Genomic DNA, 18,229 nt, shown 5'->3' on the forward strand with positions numbered 1-18,229 from the left:
TGGCGGCGCAACTGATCGGTGATCTCATCGCGGGCGCGTCGTCGCCATTGCTCGGCGATTTTGCGCTGGACCGCGACGGCGGCATGGCCGGTCACTGAAAAATGGCTAGGGATTCGACCCGCACTGGGCTAGAGACGGCCGTCCTTCACGAGAGGTGCAAGATGCGATCTTCCCGACGCACGATCATCAAGACTGCATTTGCCGGCCTTGCGGCGGCAGTCTCCACGTCCGTTGTCAGCGGGACGGCAACGGCCCAAACTGCAGGAAAGCCCATGACCACAGCTTCAGGCCTCCAGATCATCGACAGCACGGTCGGCACCGGCGCCTCGCCGAAGACCGGCCAGACCTGCGTCATGCACTATACCGGCTGGCTCTACGAGAACGGCCAGAAGGGCAAGAAATTCGACTCCTCGGTCGATCGCAACGAGCCGTTCGAGTTTCCGATCGGCCAGGGCCACGTGATCAAGGGCTGGGACGAGGGCGTCGCCACCATGAAGGTCGGCGGCAAGCGCACCCTGATCATCCCGCCGAACCTCGGCTACGGCGCGCGCGGCGCCGGCGGCGTGATCCCGCCGAACGCCACGCTGATGTTCGACGTCGAACTGCTTGGCGTCAAATAAGCTGATGGGCGTCAAGTAACCGGCCCACAACAACAGGGGCGCAGCGATGAAGATCTCGATCCTCGACGATTATTTCGACACGCTGCGCACCCTCGATTGCTACCGCAAGCTCGACGGGCATGACGTCAAGATCTGGAACGATCACGTCCAGGACGTCGACGCACTCGCCGAACGACTGCGCGATACCGACGCGCTGGTCCTGATCCGCGAGCGCACCCAGATCCGCACCCCGCTGCTCGAACGTCTGCCGAAGCTGAAGCTGATCAGCCAGCGCAGCGTCTATCCGCATATCGACATCGACACCTGCACGCGGCTCGGCATCATCGTGTCGTCGAGCCAGCATGCCGATACGCCGTCCTACGCCACCGCCGAGTTCACCTGGGGCATGATCCTCGCGGCGATGCGCGCGATTCCGCAACAGATGGCAGCGCTGAAAGCGGGCAAGTGGCAGATCGGCGTCGGTCATACGCTGCGCGGCAAGACGCTCGGCATCTATGGCTACGGCCGCATCGGCGCCGTGGTCGCGGGCTATGGCAAGGCGTTCGGCATGAACGTGCTGGTCTGGGCGCGCGAGCCGGCGATGGCGAAGGCGCGTGCCGACGGCTATGAGACATCAGCCAGCAAGGCGGATTTCTTTGCCCGCTGCGACGTGCTGTCGCTGCATATGCGGCTGGTGGAAGCGACACGCGGCATCGTCACGGCGGAAGACCTCGCGCAAATGAAACAGACCGCGCTGATCGTCAACACCAGCCGCGCGCCGCTGATCGAGCCCGGCGCGCTGGTCAATGCGTTGCGTGCCGGCCGGCCAGGCATGGCCGCGATCGACGTCTACGAGAAGGAGCCGCTGCGCGACACGACGGACCCGCTGCTCAACATGGACAATGTGGTCTGCACGCCGCATCTCGGCTACGTCTCGCGCGACGAGTACGAAATCCAGTTCACCGACATCTTCGACCAGATATTGGCCTACGCGGCCGGCACGCCGACCAATGTCGTGAACCCGGATGTTCTGGCACATCCGCGCCCGCGCGGCTGAGCAGCGTCGTTCATGCTCGAACGGCCGGCTCGATGGGGCGGCCGTGTCATCTCTCGTTCAGCGAGGCCAGTGAGCCGCTGAGGTCACCCTGCCGACAATCCTCTTGATGCCGCCGAGTGCCTTCTGTCCCTTGCCCTTGGCTTCCAGGATCGCGCCTCTGCCCTGCATCGCCGGAGAGCTGGTGACCTTGCCAAGACGCCGCTTGAACCTGCCGATCGCCTCGTTGGCCGTGCCCTTGATCCTATCGGTCGTGCTACCCATGAAATTACTCCTTCGGAATACGCTGAGGTAACGCGCCGGAACATGGCGATGTTCCGATTCGGCGAGGTTCCGATTTTCCGCTCGCCTGCGCGGCTGCTTTTCGCTAGCGTTCCACGCACGAAATCAGGCCAACGAAAGCAAGAATGATGAGCGGTTCCCACGATCACACCCATTCCCACGACCATCACCATCACGACGACGAGCGCTGGAAGCACGACGGCGTCCGCGTGATTCCCGGCAACCAGCTCGATCCGAACGTGCCGTCGACCGCCGGCATGGACCGCAAGGCCGCGATCAATTTTGCCCGGGTCGGCGCGCAGAAATTGTGGGCGGGCACCGTCAGCATCAAGCCGGACGCCAAGACCGGCGCGCATCATCACGGCCATCTCGAAAGCATCATCTATGTCGTGAAGGGCAAGGCGCGGATGCGCTGGGGCGAGAAGCTGCAGTTCACCGCCGAGGCCGGCCCCGGCGATTTCATCTTCGTGCCGCCCTACGTGCCGCATCAGGAGATCAATGCCAGCCGCGACGAGGTGCTGGAATGCGTGCTGGTGCGCTCCGACGGCGAGGCGGTTGCGATCAACCTCGACATCGAGCCGATCGAGAAGCCGGAGACCGTGCTGTGGGTCGATCCGGTGCACCGCCATCCCGACGAGAAGAAGTGACTCTCATCACGTCATTGCGAGGAGCGATAGCGACGAAGCAATCCATGCCTCCACGCGCGGCAAAATGGATTGCTTCGCTTCGCTCGCAATGACGGCGGTGTTCGCTCAGCCCCGTGCCATCGTAAAGGCATTCTGTTCAGGGAGGCCAGCATGACGCTCGTGCGTTACGAGAGCGCCGACCACGTCGCGACCATCACGATGGACCGCGTCTCCTCGCACAACGCGCTCAACAACGCGCTGTGCGACGAGTTGCAGCAAGCCTGGCGGCGCTTTCGCGACAGCGATGACCGCGTCGCGGTGCTGGCCTCGGCCGAGGAGAAGTACTTCTGCGTCGGCGCCGACGTCCGGGATTTCCCCGCCAATATGTGGCAGGCGGTGCCCGGGCTCGGTGTCGAGCTCGACAAGCCAGTGATCGCGGCGACGTCGGGCTGGGTGGTGGGCGGCGGCTTCGTTCTGGTGCAGATGGCCGACATCTGCGTCGCCTCGGAGACGACGCGGTTCGTCTATCCGGAAGCCAAGATCGGCACCACCGGCGGCGGTGTCTCCTCGGTGCTGGCCCGCATGCCGCACAAGATCGCGATGGAGTTCCTGCTCGTCGGCGAGGAGCTGTCGGCCGAGCGGGCCTACCAGATCGGCTTTGTCAACCGCATCACGCCACCGGGGCAGCACCTTGCGGCGGCGCAGGAGCTGGCGGCCAAGATCGCGGGCAACGCGCCGCTGGTGGTGCAGGCGCTCAAGAAGCTCGCCCGTGACGCGATGCCGAAGGGGCCGCTGGAGACGGTCGCCGAGGTGCGCCGGCAACTCGACGCCATCAAGGACAGCGACGACCTCAAGGAAGGCGCCAGGGCGTTCAGCGAAAAGCGCAAGCCGCGGTTTACGGGGAGATAGGGCGAGGGGCGGCTATAGTTTCGTCATTCCGGGGCTCGCGAAGCGAGAACCCGGAATCCATCCAGCCGCAACGATCGCTGCGAAATGGATTCCGGGCTCGACGCTGCGCGTCGTCCCGGAACGACGGAGGGTGAGACTTACGCAAACACCCGGTGATCGATCACACCGTTCGGCACCACATAGCCGTAACGCGTGTTCGACGGCTCTACGCCGGCCTTCTCGTACTGCGCCTTCATCATCGCAAAGCGGTCGCTCTTGAGGTCGAGCATCGCGCGCTTCGGCTGGATGTTGTAGAGTCGGGCGTTGTTGTCGCCGAAGATCGCCGTCTTCACCGGCCCGTCGGCGGGGCCGAGCGGTGCATAGCCGAACCTCTTCTGCATCATCTCCGGGATCTCCAGCCGCCGCAGGCCCTCGATCTGCCATTGCGGCGCGCCGGTCCACAGCGCATCGGTACCCCAGCAGACGTGGTCGGCGCCGAGCCCCTTGATCAAGGTCCCCATCAGCGCGGCGCAGACATTGGGCTCGGCGACCAGCGTGGTCGCGAACAATTGCCCGACGTCGCCATAGACATTGTTGACGCCATACTGCGCCGGGATGTCGGCGAGATCCGAGGTCCAGGCGATGCGGCCGGTGCGCTCGAATTCGGCGAGCGCGACCTTCGGATCGCCGCCGACATGGCGATAGGCCGAGTGGTAGATGATGAAGTTGAGCTGCGGCCAGTCCTTGGCGGCCTTTCCTACATCGGCCACGTCGGCGAAGCCGCGCAGATTCGGATACTGTTTCTCGATCCCGGGCGGAAACAATCCCTTATGGACGCAGACATTCCTGATGCCCGCCTTCACCATCTTCTCATAACCCTTGTAGGCGACCTTCTCGTCGTCGAGCCGCCAGGGGTAGCGGCTGATCTCCTTGTGGGTGTTGTCGCCGATCGTGTAGCCCTTGCAGGACTCCGGCTTCAGCGCCAATGCGGCGTCGAGCTTGTCGAGCCAGCCGGGCTGCCCGGGCGTGAAGATGGCGTGGCAGAACACGCGCCGCGAGCCGGCCTCGTCGTTCATTTTCTTGCGCGCGTCGGCCATCTGCTCGTTGGTCAGGAACCAGTCCTGCTCGATATCCGACGGCGCCGAGGAGATCAGCGCGATCTTGGTGTCGGAATCGAGAAACATCTCCTTCTTGTAGTTGTCGAACTTGAGATCCTCGATGGTCTGCTCGTGATCGTTGAGCTCCTTGTTCCAGCCGGCCTTGCCGACCGCCTTGCGCATTTCCACAAAGCCCATGATGCGGGTGTCGTCGCGCAGGAAATGCGTGTGCATGTCCATGATGAACTGGTCTTTCAGGGAGTTGGCGCGCTCTTGCGCTATCGCGGGCGTCGCGGCCTCCGCCGGCGTCACGGCGAACAGCTCCCCGTAGACCTGGTTCATCGCGACGAAGGAGGCGGCCATGCCGGCCGCGGTCTGGAAGAATCTCCGGCGATCGAGGCCCTGCTTGCCGCCGAGATCGTCGGCCATCGCGAGCAGCCGCGCCTCGACCTCGCGCTGACGTTCGTTCTGCGGGTCAGGATAGAATTCGTCGCTGGAGACGATCTGGGTCGGGATCGGCGTCTGGTGCTGGCACAGTTCGGAGGGCATCAAGGCGGCAAGTTCATCGTCGGTGAGATTGCTGCTCATTCTTCGCTCCCGCTTCTCGCCGGATTTTTCCGGTCGGATCGCCGCGGAGACTAGGACCAAGTCCGCCCGTCGTCCGCGCCGTTGGCCGGAAACCGCATTCACAAAATCGTGCATCGGATTGGCAGACGCGAGATGCGCCCGTCGCGCAACCGGACATGGGCGCTGCTATGCTCGATCGCACCGGATCGGACGAAGAAATCCGGAAGGGAGCGAACCATGATGTCATCTGACCATTCGCGGCGCAGCATGATCAAAGGCATCGGCATTGCAACGGCAGCCGGCGTGCTCGGCGCAGCGTCGGCACAGGCCGCGACCGCGGTTCCTGTCGAAGGAGAAATATGGAGCAACGAATACTGGGCGAAGAAGGGTGACATCCCGTTGTGGATGTTCCGCAAGCGGATCGGTGCGCCGAAGCCGGGCGAGCCGGCGCGGCCGGTGGTGTTCTTCGTCCACGGCTCGTCGGTGACATCACGGGTGTTCGACCTCACGGTGCCGGGCAAGGGCGAGTATTCGCTGCTGAACACATTTGCCCGCTACGGCTTCGATTGCTGGACCATGGACCACGAGAACTACGGCAAGTCCGGCCGCACCTCGGGCAATGCGGATATCGCGAGCGGCGTCGAGGATCTGAACGCCGCGGTCGAGGTGATCGCGCGCGAGACCGGGCAGGGGCGATACCACTTCGTCGGCGAATCCTCCGGCGCGTTGCGGGCCGGCGCTTTCGCAATGGCCGCACCCGAGCGCATCGACCGCCTGGTGTTCGCGGCCTTCACCTACAAGGGCGAGGGCTCGCCGACGCTGGCAAAGCGCGCCGAGCAGCTCGCATATTATCGCAGCCACAACATGCGCAAGCGCGACCGCGACATGATCCGCTCAATCGCAACCCGCGACAGGCCCGGCACGTCGGACCCCGCCGTGGTCGAGCTGCTGGCCGATGTCGAGATGCAGTTCGGCGACCAGATCCCGACCGGCACCTATCTGGACATGACCGCCAATTTGCCGGTCGTGCATCCGGAGAAGGTGCTGGCGCCGGTGCTGCTGGTCCGCGGCGAATATGACGGCATCGCCGCGGTTCCGGACCTCGAGGAGTTCTTCAACAAGCTGCCGAACGGCGACCGGCAGTTCATCATCCTGCCCGGCACCGCCCATTCGGTGGCGCTTGCCACCAATCGGGAGCTGTTCTGGCATGTGACGCGGGCATTCCTGACCATGCCGACGCCGATTGTGACCTGACGTCACCTGCGGCAGGACGCCGCAAGAAAAATCGGCACGGCGATGTCGGGACGCGGCGAGGCAGTTCGTCCTCGGGGCGCAACCCCGCGAAAAGGAGCGCCTTTCATGGCCAAGCCGACAATGATCTTCGTCAACCTGCCGGTCAGCAATCTCGCCCACGCGACCGCCTTCTATGAGGCGATCGGCGCGACCAAGAACGCGCAATTTTCCGACCACACCGCCTCCTGCATGGTGATCTCCGACACGATTCACGTCATGCTGCTGACGCACGACAAGTTCCGCGAATTCACCCCGAAGAAAATTGCCGATACCAAAACCACGAGCGAAGTGCTGATCTGCCTGTCCGCCGACAGCCGCGACGCGGTCGACGGCTACGTCGCCAAGGCGAAGGGCGCGGGCGGCAGCGCCGATCCGTCGCCGCAGCAGGATTACGGCTTCATGTACGGCCGCAGCTTCGAGGATCCCGATGGTCACATCTGGGAAGTGATGTGGATGGACGTCGAGGCGGCGATGAAGGCGCAGTCCGCCGCGGCGACCGCCTGATCGCATCCCGCCATCACGAGGAGCTCAGCATGTCGAAGGTATCTCCCTGCCTGTGGTTCAACGGCGAGGCCGAGGAGGCCGCGAACTTGTACGTCTCGCTGCTGCCCGGTTCGCGGATCGAGACCGTCCAGAAGAATGTCATCGACAGCCCCGGCGGAAAGGCCGGCACGGTGCTGCTGGTCGAATTCACGCTCGCCGGTCAGCGCTTCATGGCGCTGAACGGCGGGATGAGGATGGAGCATACCCACGCGGTCTCGTTCGCGATCGACTGTGTCGACCAGGCCGAGGTCGATCGCTTGTGGGACGCGTTGCTCGCGGCCGGCGGCACCGCCGAGCAGTGTGGCTGGCTGCGCGATCGCTACGGCGTCGCTTGGCAGATCGTGCCGGCGGCGGTCCGCCAATATCTCGGCGGGCCCGACGCCGCCGGCGCCGCGCGCGTGATGCAGGCCGTGCTCGGGATGATCAAGCTCGATATCGAAGGCCTGCGCCGGGCCTATCAGGGTGAGGCGGCGGCGTGAGGTAAGGCTTCGCTGGCATCGCCCGGCTCGCCGCCTTCGCTAACGCTTCGGCGAGCCAGGGATTCGTGGCCTCGTCGAAGCCTTGGCGTAGACGGACCGGGCGATCCAGCATTCCAGAGATTTCGGTGCTCGGCCGACAGGCCGCGGCGTACTCGATGCCCCGCATGAAGCGGGCATGACAGTATGGGCACGATGGTTCCGTCACATGACCGTGGCGACGGATCGCGGATGCAGCTGATATCGTATATTTGTCGCAAGCTGTGTTCCCCTCGCACCATGCTTGCCCTTTGAACATCGTATCCAAATCTCCTTCTGTTCCGCGAAGTCCCGCCGCGCGCGCGGCGATCGTCGCGGCAATCGTCTTCATCGTCGCCCATATCGTGCTGCTGCTCGGGATCACCGCGCCGGACAAGCTCTATTTCGACGAGGTGCACTATGTGCCGGCGGCGCGGCAGATGCTGCTGCCGGTGCGCGAGGCCCCGATCCTCAACCCGATGCATCCGCCGCTCGCCAAGGAGATCATCGCCCTCTCGATCAACGCATTCGGCGATGGGCCGCTCGGATGGCGCTATCCCGCGGCGCTGTTCGGTGCGCTGGCACTGGTCGGCGTCTATCTCGGCGGGCTTGCGCTGTTCGCGTCGCAGCAACGCGCGATCGCTGCCGTGCTGCTCGCCTTCTTCAACCAGATGCTGTTCGTGCAGTCGCGGATCGCGATGCTGGATATTTTCGCGCTCGCCTTCAGCCTGTTCGCGATCGCGGCTTTCGTCCACGGCTTCAGGCAACAGCAGCCGCAATCCGCCTTTGCGCTGGCGGGGCTGTTCGCAGGGCTTGCCAGCGCCTGCAAATGGAGCGGGCTGTTCGTGCTCGCGACCTGCATCGCGATCGTCGCTGCGGTCTGCCTGATGCAGGGCTGGCGCACGCGCTTTGCCGACGCAAATGCGGAGGATTGGTATCAGCCGGAGCTGTGGCCGGATTTTCGTGTTCCGCACTTCATCGTCTGTTTCGTGCTGATCCCGGCGGCCGTCTATCTCGCGACCTTCGTGCCGCTCTACGGCCTCTCGTTCACGGATATCATGGAGGCGCAGCGTCGCATCTTTGCCGACAACACCACGGCCGCCATCGCGGGCCACACCTATATGAGCTCATGGCCGTCCTGGCCGTTCCTGCTGCGCCCGGTCTGGTACCTGTTCGAGAAGGTCGGCGATGACAGGTTCGCCGCGATCGTGCTCCTCGGCAACCCGCTGGTGCTGTGGCCGGCATTGATCGCGCTGATCATTGCGCTGCGCGACTGGATCGTCGGGCGCGGCCGTGATGCATTTCTCGTGCTGGCGTTCTACCTCCGGCCCGTATCTCGCCTGGGCGCTGCTGCCGCGCACGCTCGGTTTCATCTATTACTATCTCCCCGCGGCGACCACCGCGAGTTTCGTGCTGGTCTACGCCTTGACGCGCAAGGGTGCGCCGCGCTGGCTGCTGTGGGCGTTCGTTGCGGTTGGATGTGCAGGGTTTGTTGCGATGCTGCCGGTCACGGCCGCTGTCATCGAGACGTCGATGGCGACGTTCAACCGCCTGATGCTGTTTCAGGGCTGGATATGACGGTCTTTGAAGTAGAGTGATCCGCCTGCCGGGCATGGCAGGCGGATCGAGGCTGCGGGAGATTACTGCGAGGCGGTCTTGGTATCCATGTTGACGACCTGCACGCGTCGATTGGTCGGGTCCATCGGCGTGCTCGGGTCCTTCGGCCGGGTCTTTCCGTAGCCGACCGTCACGAGATCCGAGCCGTTCAGGCCGTAATGTTCGACCAGAAATTTCTTGATGGTGTCGGCGCGGCGCTCCGACAGGTCCTGGTTATAGGCCTCGCCGCCGATCGCGTCGGTGTGGCCGGCGACGACGAAGGTCGAGCCCTTCATGCTGGCATCGGACAGTGCCTTGCCGAGCTCCTGCACCGCCTGGGTCGAGCCCTTGCTGATGTCGGCCGAGTTGTAGTCGAAGTGGATCTCCAGATCGATCTTCGGCTTGTTCGCCGCGATGTCGGCGATCTCCTGGCGTTCAACGCGCGACAACGAACGGGTCTGCCGGTTGCGGACGGTGTTGAGGAAGCTTGCCTCCTTGGCGGAAGCCGCGAGGTCGACCTGCGTGCCGGCGGAAAGGCCGCGGGTGGCCGACTTCGGCTTCAGCGCATTGAGAATCTGGGCGGCCGGAACGGCCTCGCTGCCGGCCAGTGCGACGCCCGCCGTCATCGACAGCGCGGCGCCGATTGTCAGAAAAGACAAGGAAAAAGAGCGGGTCATGGTTTTCGTCCTCAAATGTCGGGCTAGCCAATCCGGCTTGCTGTCGTTTTGATGCTGGAAGAGTAGGACCGGTTCAAAGCCCGGAATGTGATCTGGGTCACGGTTGGGTGTGCCGCCCCGCCTTGCGCCAGGCAGGCAGACGGGAAGCGAGGACATCATGGCCAACGTCAAACGTGTCCTCCGCTCGATCAATGACGAAGCTGCCTCGCGCTGCGTCGATATCTTCCTTCGCCCGGACGGCAGCATCGGCTTCGAGGAATATCGGCGGGACGTCGAAGATGGCCGTGGCTGGTTTCCGGTCGGCGGTCATTCGTCCCGCATCTTCCATGGAGAAAGCGCCGCGCTCGCGGCGGCGATCGGGGACGTTCCGTGGTTGCGGCGGGTCGTCGGATCGACGTAGCCGTTCCGAATGATGCGGAGCTGATTTCCGCCGCGCGGCTCTCCACAGCTGCGCGAATCTCACTACATTGCTGGGGCAATGTCCCGCGCCGCCGAACCCCTTTCGTTGAACAATGCTGCCGCCCGCCATATCTGGCTGCGCGCGCAGCGGCTCGATACCCAGGTGCCGTTCGGCGAGGGGGCGTCAGCGGTGGCGGCCGCCGTCGATCATCTCGGCTATGTGCAGATCGACACCATCAACGTGATCGAGCGCTGCCATCACCATATCCTGTTCAGCCGCATTCCGGACTACCGCCGCGCCGACCTCAAGCAGGCGCAGAGCCGGGACAAGAGCGTGTTCGAGTACTGGACGCACGCGCTGTCCTACATTCCGTCCAAGGACATCGGCTTTTTCCTGCCGGCGATGAAGGCGCACAAGCGCGAGGGCCACAAATGGTTCTCGTCGGTGACCCCGGCGGATACGCGCAAGGTGCTGCGGCTGCTTCGTGCCGGTCCGCTGACGATCCGCGACATCGATGACGACGTGCTGACCGAGAAGGAGCATCTCTGGCAGAGCCGCAAGCCCTCCAAGCGCGCGCTGCAGCTCGCCTTCTACGGCGGCGTGGTCACGATCAGCGAGCGCGCCGGCATGCTGAAGACCTATGACCTGATGACCCGGCACTTCGGCTGGGACCAGCCGCCGAAGCCGGCCCCGGCCTCGGCCCGGACCGCCTATCTGCTCGACCGCGCGCTGCGCTCGCAGGGCATCGTCAGCCTGGATTCGATCTGCCATCTCGATGCGCCGAGCAAGAAGGCGGTACGCAGCCTGATCGAGGCGCGCCTGCGCCGCAAGGAACTGGTCCGGGTCGCGCTGGAAGGCGCCGGCAAGCAGGAGCATTGGGCACGGCCCGAGGTGCTGGACGCGATCGGCGAGGGTGATCCCACCCTGGTCCACATCCTCTCGCCGTTCGATCCGCTGATCATCCAGCGCAAGCGCACCGAGCTGTTCTTCGGCTATGGCCACCGTTTCGAGGCCTATGTGCCGAAGGAGAAGCGCCTGTTCGGCTATTTCGCGCTGCCGGTGCTGGTCGGCGACGACATCGTCGCCGCCCTCGACCTCAAGACCGACCGGCAGAACAAGAAGCTCCTGATGCAGAAATGGAGCTGGGTCGGCAACGGCAAGAAGCAGGCGGCACGCAAGGAGCTGAAGCGCCGCATCGAGGAAGAGCTCGACCGCTTCGAGCGCTTCCAGCTCGCGGACTAGCTTCCATCGATGATCAGATTGGGTTGAGTAAGCATCAGCATCGCATCTGCGTTCCCTCTCCCGCTTGCGGGGGAGGGCTAGGGTGGGGGCTCTCTCCACGAGTCGTATCGCGGAGAGAGCCCCCACCCGGTTCGCATCTGTCGATGCGAACCGACCTCCCCCGCAAGCGGGGAGAGGTGCAGCAAGTTCGCCGCGGGACCCGATTCCACCTAACCGCATCGCGCTTCAGCACTGTCGCCGCTGGCCGTCCGTTTGTCGCTTGGGTTTCCCGTTTGCGCTGTGAGCTATGAGTTTTTGCCATTGCTCAATGTGGGGCCAGCCAATAATCCTCACGGCAAGCAACACCCGGGGGACGCTTATGAGCCAGACAGCAACCATCGCGCCGGATCGCGGCGCCCGCAGCGAGATCGAGACGTCGACGATCCGCGCGATCTCCTGGCGGCTGATCCCGTTCCTGATCCTGGCCTACTTCTTCTCCTATCTCGACCGCGTCAATCTCGGTTTCGCTGCGCTCACCATGAACAGCGAGTTGAAGTTCTCGCCGGTGGTGTTCTCGTTCGGCGCCGGCATCTTCTTCATCGGCTATTTCATCTTCGAGGTGCCGAGCAATCTGGCGCTGGAGCGGTTCGGCGCCAGCAAGTGGATCGCCCGCATCATGGTGAGTTGGGGCATCCTCTCGGCGTTGATGGCGGCGGTCTATGACGAGCACAGCTTCTACGCGCTGCGCTTCTTCCTCGGCGTCGCCGAGGCCGGCTTCTTCCCCGGCATCATCCTCTATCTGACCTACTGGTATCCGGCCGAGTATCGTGCGCGCTTCCTCGCCGCCTTCGCGCTCGCGGTGCCGATTTCGACCGTGATCGGCGCGCCGATCTCCGGCCTGTTGCTCGGCCTCGACGGCGTGATGGGCTTGAAGGGCTGGCAGTGGCTGTTCGTCATCGAGGGCATTCCCTCGGTGCTGCTCGGCATCGTCACCTGGTTCTATCTGACCGACCGGCCGGAGAAGGCCGAGTGGCTCTCGGCCGAGCAGAAGGCGTGGCTCAAGGCGAAGCTCGACGCCGAGGTCGCGGCCAAGCAGGCGGCGAAGCATTTCACGCTGGGCGAGGCGCTGTCCTCGCCCAAGGTGCTGGCGCTCAGCGCGATCTATTTCGGTTTCGTCGCCTCGCTCTACGGCATGCAGTTCTGGCTGCCGCAGATCGTCAAGGCGTTCGGCCTCACCAACGCGCAGACCGGCTTCGTCACCGCGATCCCGTACGCATTCGGCACCGTCGCGATGATCCTGTGGGCGCGCCGTTCCGATGCCACCCGCGAGCGCGTGTTCCATGTCGGCGCGCCGCTGCTGCTGACCGCGCTGGCGCTCGCGGTCTCCAGCTACATCACCGATCCGGTCATGACGATGGTGGTGCTGACGGTCGCCGCGATCGGCGTGTTCTGCACCTTCGCGGTGTTCTGGACGCTGCCGACCGCCTGGCTCTCCGGCACCGCTGCCGCCGGCGCGATCGCGCTGATCAACTCGATCGGCAACCTCGCCGGTTTCGGCGGGCCCTATCTGATCGGCTGGGTCAAGGAAGCCACCGGCAGCACGTCGACCGGGCTGCTGGTGCTGTCGCTGTTGCCGCTCGCCGCGGGCCTGCTGGTTTTCCTCGGTAGCCATGAGACCAAGACCGAGTTCGCCGGCGCGAAGTAGCTCGCCCTCAAATCACGTGCTCCCGTAGCCCGGATGGAGCGCAGCGCAATCCGGGGAGCCGCCACCGGTGAGGTCCCGGATTTCGCTCCGCTTCATCCGGGCTACGCATTTTCCGATCTCTGCACCCGCCAAATCCGACCCCGCTCACGAATTGGTTATCACTGACGAATATTGACATTTATCAGTGATAAATCGATACTCTTCATCAGTCGTCAGCCCGATGGAGATTTCAGATGTTCGTTCGTTCCGTTTTCTCGAGCTATTACAGGCTCTTGACGGGAGCATCATTGGCTTTTGCGGTGTTCGCGCTGACCGGCTGCAATGAAAAGGCCGCTGAAAACCCCGATCCGGGGCGCCCCGTTCTGGTGGCGACCGTCCATTATGAAGCTGAAACCCCTGAGCGCAGCTTTGTCGGCACCATCAAGCCCCGTATCGAAGCCGATATGGGCTTTCGGGTCGCCGGCAAGGTGGCCAAGCGGCTGGTCGAGGTCGGACAGACAGTCGACGTCGACCAGCCCTTGGCCACCCTCGACGAGGTCGACCTGAAGCTGCAGGCCGAGCAGGCCGAGGCGGAATTCCGCGCCGCCACCGGCGTGCTGGCGCAGGCCGCGGCCGCCGAGCAGCGCGCCAAGGATCTGAAGGCCAAGGGCTGGACCACCGATGCGGCGCTCGATTCCGCCAAGGCCGCCGGCGACGAGGCCCGCGCCCGGCTGAACCGTGCCGAGCGCTCGGTCGAGCTGACCAAGAATTCCCTCTCTTATGCAACGCTGGTGGCCGACACCCGGGGTGTCGTCACAGCGACCATGATCGAGCCCGGCCAGGTGGTTGCCGCGGGCCAGGCTTCGATCCGTGTCGCCCGACTTGGCGAGAAGGAAGCTGTCGTCGCGATCCCAGAGACGCTTCTTGCTCGTGCCAGGTCGGGCGTAGCCACGGTGACACTGTGGTCGGATGCCAAGAAGAGTTATGCCGCCAGGCTGCGCGAGGTCGCACCGCAGGCCGATCCCGCCACCCGCACCTATCTCGCAAAATTCTCGCTGCCGGACGCCGACGAGGCGGTTTCGCTCGGTATGACCGCGACGCTGACGCTGGCCGACAAGGCGAGCGAGCGGGTGGCAAAGTTGCCGCTGTCGGCGCTGTACAGCCAGGGCGGCGATCCCTCGCTCTACATCGTCGACGACAAGGGCGACATCGCGCTGAAGCCGGTCAACGTGAAGGCCTATGAGAGCAACAACGTCGTCATCTCCGGCGGCGTCGACGATGGCGCCAAGGTGGTCGCCCTCGGTGTGCAGAAACTCGATCCGAGCCAGAAGGTGCGGGTCGTGTCGTCGCTGTCGTTCTAACCCTCGCATAGCAGCGGAAACGGTTCTGGGACTGGTCTAGAACTTGGAGAGTTCGATGAAGCGCTTCAACCTTTCAGCCTGGGCGGTCAGCCATCCGACGCTGGTGCTGTTCCTGATGATCATCCTCGCCGCCGCCGGCTTCTTCTCCTACGAGAAGCTCGGCCGCGCCGAGGATCCGTTCTTCACCGTCAAGGTGGTGAACGTCTCGGTGATGTGGCCGGGCGCGACTTCGCAGGAAATGCAGATGCAGGTCGCCGATCCGATCGAGAAGAAACTGCAGGAGCTGCCGTTCTTCGACAAGGTGCAGACCTATTCCAAGCCGGGCTTCACGGCGATGCAGGTCTCCTTCAAGGATTCGACCTCGCCGAAGGACGTGCCCTATCTCTTCTATCTGTTGCGCAAGAAGCTGGTCGATGTGCAGGGCGAGCTGCCCTCCGGCATCCTCGGTCCCGTCGTCAACGACGAATTCTCCGACGTCGATTCGATCCTCTATATGATGACCGGCGACGGCGCCAATTATGCGCAGCTCAAGAAGGTCGCGGAGGGTTTTCGCCAGCGCCTGCTGAAGGTGCCGGGCGTCACCAAGATCGATCTCTACGGCACCCAGGACGAGCGTATTTTCGTCGAGTTCTCGCATGCCAAGCTGGCGACGCTCGGCATCACGCCGCAGGCGCTGTTCGACTCGCTCGCCAAGCAGAATAACGTCACCCCGGCCGGTACCGTCGAGAGCTCATCGCAGCGCGTGCCGCTGCGCGTCACCGGCGCGCTTGACGGCGTCAAGGCGGTTGCCGAGACGCCGGTCGAGAGCAACGGCCGCGTGTTCCGGCTCGGCGATATCGCGACCGTCAGCCACGGCTATGTCGATCCGCCGAGCTTCAAGGTGCGTCAGGAAGGCAAGCCGGCGCTCGGCATCGGCGTCGTCACCGCCAAGGGCGCCAACATCCTCGAGCTCGGCAAGGAGGTCCAGAAGGCGACCGCCGAGTTCCTGAAGGCGGTGCCGCAGGGCGTCGATGTCCAGCAGATCGCCGACCAGCCCAAGGTGGTCGAGCACGCCGTCGGCGAGTTCGTGCACTCCTTCGTCGAGGCGCTCGCGATCGTGCTGCTCGTCTCCTTTGTCGCGCTCGGCTGGCGCACCGGCATCGTGGTCGCGCTGTCGGTGCCGCTGGTGCTCGGCATCGTCTTCATCGTGATGAACGCAATGTCGCTCGACCTGCACCGTATCACGCTCGGCGCGCTGATCATTGCGCTCGGCCTTCTGGTCGACGACGCCATTATCGCGGTCGAGATGATGGTGGTGAAGATGGAGCAGGGCTGGGACCGCATGAAGGCGGCGTCCTTTGCCTGGGAATCCACCGCGTTTCCGATGCTCACGGGGACGCTGGTCACGGCCGCTGGCTTCCTCCCCATCGGCTTTGCCAATTCGGCGGTCGGCGAATATGCCGGCGGCATCTTCTGGATCGTGGCGATCTCGCTGGTCGCGTCCTGGTTCGTCGCGGTGATCTTCACGCCCTATATCGGCGTCAAGCTGTTGCCCAACATCAAGGTGCACCAGAACCACGATCCGCACGCGATCTACGAGACGCGGATGTATCGCGGCCTGCGCAGCGTCGTGCAGTGGTGCGTCGATCACCGCATCAAGGTGGTGGCGGCGACCGTCGGCGTCTTCGTTGCCTCCATCGTTGCGTTCGGCCACGTCCAGCAGCAGTTCTTCCCGCTGTCGGAGCGGCCCGAGCTGTTCCTGCAGCTGCGTCTGCCCGAGGGCACCGCCTTCAACGTCACCGAGAAGGCGGTGAAGCAGGCCGAAGGGCTGCTGAAGGGCGATGACGATATCCAGACCTACACCGCCTATGTCGGCCAGGGCTCGCCGCGCTTCTGGCTCGGCCTCAACCCGCAGCTGCCGAACGAGGCCTTTGCCGAGATCGTGATCCTCGCCAAGAACGTCGAGGCGCGCGAGCGCGTCAAGGCCAAGATCGAGCAGGCCGCCGCCGACGGCGCTTTGAACGAGGCACGGGTCCGGGTCGACCGCTTCAATTTCGGTCCGCCGGTCGGCTTCCCGGTCCAGTTCCGCGTGATCGGCCCCGATGCCACCAAGGTGCGCGACATCGCCTACCAGGTGCGCGACGTCATGCGCCAGAACAAGAACGTCAAGGACGTCCAGCTCGACTGGAACGAGCAGTCGCCCTATCTGAAGCTCGCCGTCGACCAGGATCGGGCGCGTGCGCTCGGCCTGACCCCGCAGGACGTCTCGCAGGCGCTGGCGATGCTGATCTCGGGAGCGCCGGTCACCACGATCCGCGACGGCATCGAGAAGGTCGGCGTGGTCGCCCGCGCGGTGCCGTCCGAGCGGCTCGATCTCGGCCGCGTCGGCGATCTCACCATCACCACGCGCAACGGCGTCGCCGTCCCGCTGCAGCAGATTGCCAAGATCGAATATGCGCATGAGGAGCCGATCCTGTGGCGGCGCAACCGCGACATGGCGATCACCGTGCGCTCCGACGTCGTCGACGGCGTGCAGGCGCCCGACGTCACCAACCAGATCTCGCCGAAGCTGAAGGACATCCAGGCCCATCTCGAGCCGGCCTACCGGATCGAGCCGGGCGGGGCGTTCGAGGAATCCGCCAAGGGCAATGCGTCGATCTTCATCCTCTTCCCCGTGATGGTGATGGTGATGCTGACGCTGCTGATGATCCAGCTGCAGAGCTTCTCGCGCCTGTTCCTGGTGTTCCTGACCGCGCCGCTCGGCATCGTCGGCGCCTCGCTGGGGCTCAACGTCGCCAACCAGCCGTTCGGCTTCGTGGCGCTGCTCGGCCTGATCGCGCTCGCCGGCATGATCATGCGCAACGCCGTGATCCTGGTCGACCAGATCGAGAGCGACGTGGCGTCCGGCCTGACCCGGCGCGAGGCGATCGTCGAAGCCACCGTCCGGCGCGCCCGGCCGGTGGTGCTGACGGCCCTGGCCGCCATCCTCGCCATGATCCCGCTGTCGCGCTCGGCGTTCTGGGGCCCGATGGCGATCACCATCATGGGCGGTTTGTTTGTTGCGACTTTCCTGACCTTGCTGTATCTGCCGGGCCTTTACGCCCTCTGGTTCCGCAAGACCCTCGAGGAAAGCGGCTCCGAGCAAACCGATACTGCGCCGCAGCATGCCGGCGATGCGCAACGCGCATTTCCACTTGCTGAGGCGGCCGAATAATTGAAGATTGAGCAGGCCAACATGACACTGATCTCGGAACATAGCGAAACCGACACCCGCGAGCGGATTCTCGTGGTGGCGGAGCGCTTGTTCCGGCAGATCGGGTATCAGAAGACGACGGTCGCCGACATCGCCAAAGAGCTGCGGATGAGCCCCGCCAACGTGTACCGCTTCTTCGATTCGAAGAAGTCGATCCACGAGGGCGTGGCCCGCGGCCTGATGGGCGAGGTCGAGATCGAGGCCCGGCGCATCGCGCGCTCGGAAGGGCCGGCGGCGCCACGCTTGCGCCAGATGATGACGACCATCAATCGCATGAACACCGAGCGCTATGTCGGCGATTCCAAGATGCACGAGATGGTCGAGATCGCGATGCAGGAGGACTGGGACGTCTGCGTCGCCCATATGGAGTGTATCGCCTCCATTATCGGCGAGGTGATCGCGCAAGGAGCCGCGTCGGGGGAGTTCGAGATCACGGACCTGCAGCTCGCCTCGCTGTGCGCCTGCACCGCGATGATGCGGTTCTTCCATCCCCAGATGATCGCCCAATGTGCCACCAAGCCGGGCCCGACCATCGACCAGATGATCGATTTCGTGATCGCCGGCCTGTCGCCGCGCGGCCGCGCCAATTGAGCGCCAGGGCTGACATTTTCGTCA

At 64.4% G+C, this 18,229-nt stretch carries 16 protein-coding genes and 1 pseudogene; 14 read left to right on the forward strand and 3 right to left on the reverse strand.

Annotation, left to right across the window (positions count from 1 at the left end):
• Positions 1-161 precede the first annotated feature (161 nt).
• Together ACVIYL_RS17200 and ACVIYL_RS17205 are read left to right on the forward strand one after the other, a co-directional pair.
• Positions 162-620, forward strand: coding sequence for an FKBP-type peptidyl-prolyl cis-trans isomerase (locus ACVIYL_RS17200; protein ID WP_092085911.1), 459 nt, complete (start codon positions 162-164; stop codon positions 618-620).
• 46 nt (positions 621-666) lie between these two features.
• On the forward strand, positions 667-1,656 hold the full coding sequence (locus tag ACVIYL_RS17205) for a D-2-hydroxyacid dehydrogenase family protein (protein ID WP_456779249.1): 990 nt from the start codon (positions 667-669) through the stop codon (positions 1,654-1,656).
• A 57-nt stretch (positions 1,657-1,713) separates the two neighbouring features.
• On the opposite strand, the gene ACVIYL_RS17210 is transcribed toward ACVIYL_RS17205, so the two are convergent.
• Positions 1,714-1,917 (reverse strand): CsbD family protein, encoded by a 204-nt coding sequence (locus tag ACVIYL_RS17210; protein ID WP_456779250.1) that lies wholly within the window; start codon positions 1,915-1,917, stop codon positions 1,714-1,716.
• 146 nt (positions 1,918-2,063) lie between these two features.
• On the opposite strand from ACVIYL_RS17210, the gene ACVIYL_RS17215 reads away from it, so the two are divergent.
• Both ACVIYL_RS17215 and ACVIYL_RS17220 read left to right on the forward strand, forming a co-directional pair.
• Positions 2,064-2,582 carry a cupin domain-containing protein gene (locus ACVIYL_RS17215; RefSeq protein ID WP_028338582.1) on the forward strand — a complete coding sequence of 173 codons (519 nt, stop codon included), beginning with the start codon at positions 2,064-2,066 and terminating at the stop codon, positions 2,580-2,582.
• A 150-nt stretch (positions 2,583-2,732) separates the two neighbouring features.
• Entirely contained in the window at positions 2,733-3,470 is a 738-nt protein-coding gene (locus ACVIYL_RS17220; protein ID WP_253589281.1) for an enoyl-CoA hydratase/isomerase family protein, read from the forward strand.
• A gap of 137 nt (positions 3,471-3,607) precedes the next feature.
• On the opposite strand, the gene ACVIYL_RS17225 is transcribed toward ACVIYL_RS17220, so the two are convergent.
• Positions 3,608-5,134 (reverse strand): amidohydrolase family protein, encoded by a 1,527-nt coding sequence (locus ACVIYL_RS17225; RefSeq protein WP_456779251.1) that lies wholly within the window; start codon positions 5,132-5,134, stop codon positions 3,608-3,610.
• Positions 5,135-5,350: 216 nt separating this feature from the next.
• Here ACVIYL_RS17225 and ACVIYL_RS17230 point away from each other — a divergent pair, with 216 nt between their 5' ends.
• The 4 genes and pseudogenes from ACVIYL_RS17230 to ACVIYL_RS17245 all read left to right on the forward strand — a co-directional run bounded on the left by ACVIYL_RS17230 (position 5,351) and on the right by ACVIYL_RS17245 (position 9,021).
• Entirely contained in the window at positions 5,351-6,367 is a 1,017-nt protein-coding gene (locus ACVIYL_RS17230; protein ID WP_456779252.1) for an alpha/beta hydrolase, read from the forward strand.
• Between the two features lie 105 nt (positions 6,368-6,472).
• A complete protein-coding gene (locus ACVIYL_RS17235) occupies positions 6,473-6,910 on the forward strand; it encodes a VOC family protein (RefSeq protein WP_225158606.1) in 438 nt (145 codons plus the stop codon).
• A 29-nt stretch (positions 6,911-6,939) separates the two neighbouring features.
• A complete protein-coding gene (locus ACVIYL_RS17240; RefSeq protein ID WP_057016943.1) occupies positions 6,940-7,428 on the forward strand; it encodes a VOC family protein in 489 nt (162 codons plus the stop codon).
• A gap of 287 nt (positions 7,429-7,715) precedes the next feature.
• A pseudogene (locus ACVIYL_RS17245) lies at positions 7,716-9,021 on the forward strand (phospholipid carrier-dependent glycosyltransferase).
• 62 nt (positions 9,022-9,083) lie between these two features.
• Here ACVIYL_RS17245 and ACVIYL_RS17250 read toward each other — a convergent pair.
• Positions 9,084-9,716, reverse strand: a complete 633-nt coding sequence (locus tag ACVIYL_RS17250) for an OmpA family protein (protein WP_456779253.1) — start codon at positions 9,714-9,716, stop codon at positions 9,084-9,086.
• A 157-nt stretch (positions 9,717-9,873) separates the two neighbouring features.
• Between ACVIYL_RS17250 and ACVIYL_RS17255 the strand changes: the two genes are divergently transcribed.
• The 6 genes from ACVIYL_RS17255 (at position 9,874) to ACVIYL_RS17280 (ending at position 18,205) form a co-directional block, all read left to right on the forward strand.
• On the forward strand, positions 9,874-10,116 hold the full coding sequence (locus ACVIYL_RS17255) for a hypothetical protein (protein ID WP_456779254.1): 243 nt from the start codon (positions 9,874-9,876) through the stop codon (positions 10,114-10,116).
• A gap of 78 nt (positions 10,117-10,194) precedes the next feature.
• Positions 10,195-11,358, forward strand: coding sequence for a winged helix-turn-helix domain-containing protein (locus ACVIYL_RS17260; RefSeq protein ID WP_456779255.1), 1,164 nt, complete (start codon positions 10,195-10,197; stop codon positions 11,356-11,358).
• A gap of 358 nt (positions 11,359-11,716) precedes the next feature.
• The gene (locus tag ACVIYL_RS17265; RefSeq protein WP_028333230.1) at positions 11,717-13,042 is read left to right on the forward strand and encodes an MFS transporter; all 1,326 of its coding nucleotides are present in this window, start codon (positions 11,717-11,719) and stop codon (positions 13,040-13,042) included.
• Positions 13,043-13,275: 233 nt separating this feature from the next.
• A complete protein-coding gene (locus ACVIYL_RS17270) occupies positions 13,276-14,382 on the forward strand; it encodes an efflux RND transporter periplasmic adaptor subunit (protein WP_456779256.1) in 1,107 nt (368 codons plus the stop codon).
• A 55-nt stretch (positions 14,383-14,437) separates the two neighbouring features.
• The gene (locus tag ACVIYL_RS17275) at positions 14,438-17,575 is read left to right on the forward strand and encodes an efflux RND transporter permease subunit (RefSeq protein ID WP_456779257.1); all 3,138 of its coding nucleotides are present in this window, start codon (positions 14,438-14,440) and stop codon (positions 17,573-17,575) included.
• 21 nt (positions 17,576-17,596) lie between these two features.
• On the forward strand, positions 17,597-18,205 hold the full coding sequence (locus ACVIYL_RS17280) for a TetR/AcrR family transcriptional regulator (RefSeq protein ID WP_253625559.1): 609 nt from the start codon (positions 17,597-17,599) through the stop codon (positions 18,203-18,205).
• Positions 18,206-18,229: the final 24 nt, after the last annotated feature.

This window comes from Bradyrhizobium sp. USDA 3315, assembly GCF_054056795.1.

Bases quoted from the DNA above. Each gene is read 5' to 3' on its own strand.
- ACVIYL_RS17200 (WP_092085911.1), top strand. From the start codon at position 162: ATGCGATCTTCCCGACGCACGATCATCAAGACTGCATTTGCCGGCCTT.
- ACVIYL_RS17205 (WP_456779249.1), top strand. From the start codon at position 667: ATGAAGATCTCGATCCTCGACGATTATTTCGACACGCTGCGCACCCTC.
- ACVIYL_RS17210 (WP_456779250.1), bottom strand. From the start codon at position 1,917: ATGGGTAGCACGACCGATAGGATCAAGGGCACGGCCAACGAGGCGATC.
- ACVIYL_RS17215 (WP_028338582.1), top strand. From the start codon at position 2,064: ATGAGCGGTTCCCACGATCACACCCATTCCCACGACCATCACCATCAC.
- ACVIYL_RS17220 (WP_253589281.1), top strand. From the start codon at position 2,733: ATGACGCTCGTGCGTTACGAGAGCGCCGACCACGTCGCGACCATCACG.
- ACVIYL_RS17225 (WP_456779251.1), bottom strand. From the start codon at position 5,134: ATGAGCAGCAATCTCACCGACGATGAACTTGCCGCCTTGATGCCCTCC.
- ACVIYL_RS17230 (WP_456779252.1), top strand. From the start codon at position 5,351: ATGATGTCATCTGACCATTCGCGGCGCAGCATGATCAAAGGCATCGGC.
- ACVIYL_RS17235 (WP_225158606.1), top strand. From the start codon at position 6,473: ATGGCCAAGCCGACAATGATCTTCGTCAACCTGCCGGTCAGCAATCTC.
- ACVIYL_RS17240 (WP_057016943.1), top strand. From the start codon at position 6,940: ATGTCGAAGGTATCTCCCTGCCTGTGGTTCAACGGCGAGGCCGAGGAG.
- ACVIYL_RS17250 (WP_456779253.1), bottom strand. From the start codon at position 9,716: ATGACCCGCTCTTTTTCCTTGTCTTTTCTGACAATCGGCGCCGCGCTG.
- ACVIYL_RS17255 (WP_456779254.1), top strand. From the start codon at position 9,874: ATGGCCAACGTCAAACGTGTCCTCCGCTCGATCAATGACGAAGCTGCC.
- ACVIYL_RS17260 (WP_456779255.1), top strand. From the start codon at position 10,195: ATGTCCCGCGCCGCCGAACCCCTTTCGTTGAACAATGCTGCCGCCCGC.
- ACVIYL_RS17265 (WP_028333230.1), top strand. From the start codon at position 11,717: ATGAGCCAGACAGCAACCATCGCGCCGGATCGCGGCGCCCGCAGCGAG.
- ACVIYL_RS17270 (WP_456779256.1), top strand. From the start codon at position 13,276: ATGTTCGTTCGTTCCGTTTTCTCGAGCTATTACAGGCTCTTGACGGGA.
- ACVIYL_RS17275 (WP_456779257.1), top strand. From the start codon at position 14,438: ATGAAGCGCTTCAACCTTTCAGCCTGGGCGGTCAGCCATCCGACGCTG.
- ACVIYL_RS17280 (WP_253625559.1), top strand. From the start codon at position 17,597: ATGACACTGATCTCGGAACATAGCGAAACCGACACCCGCGAGCGGATT.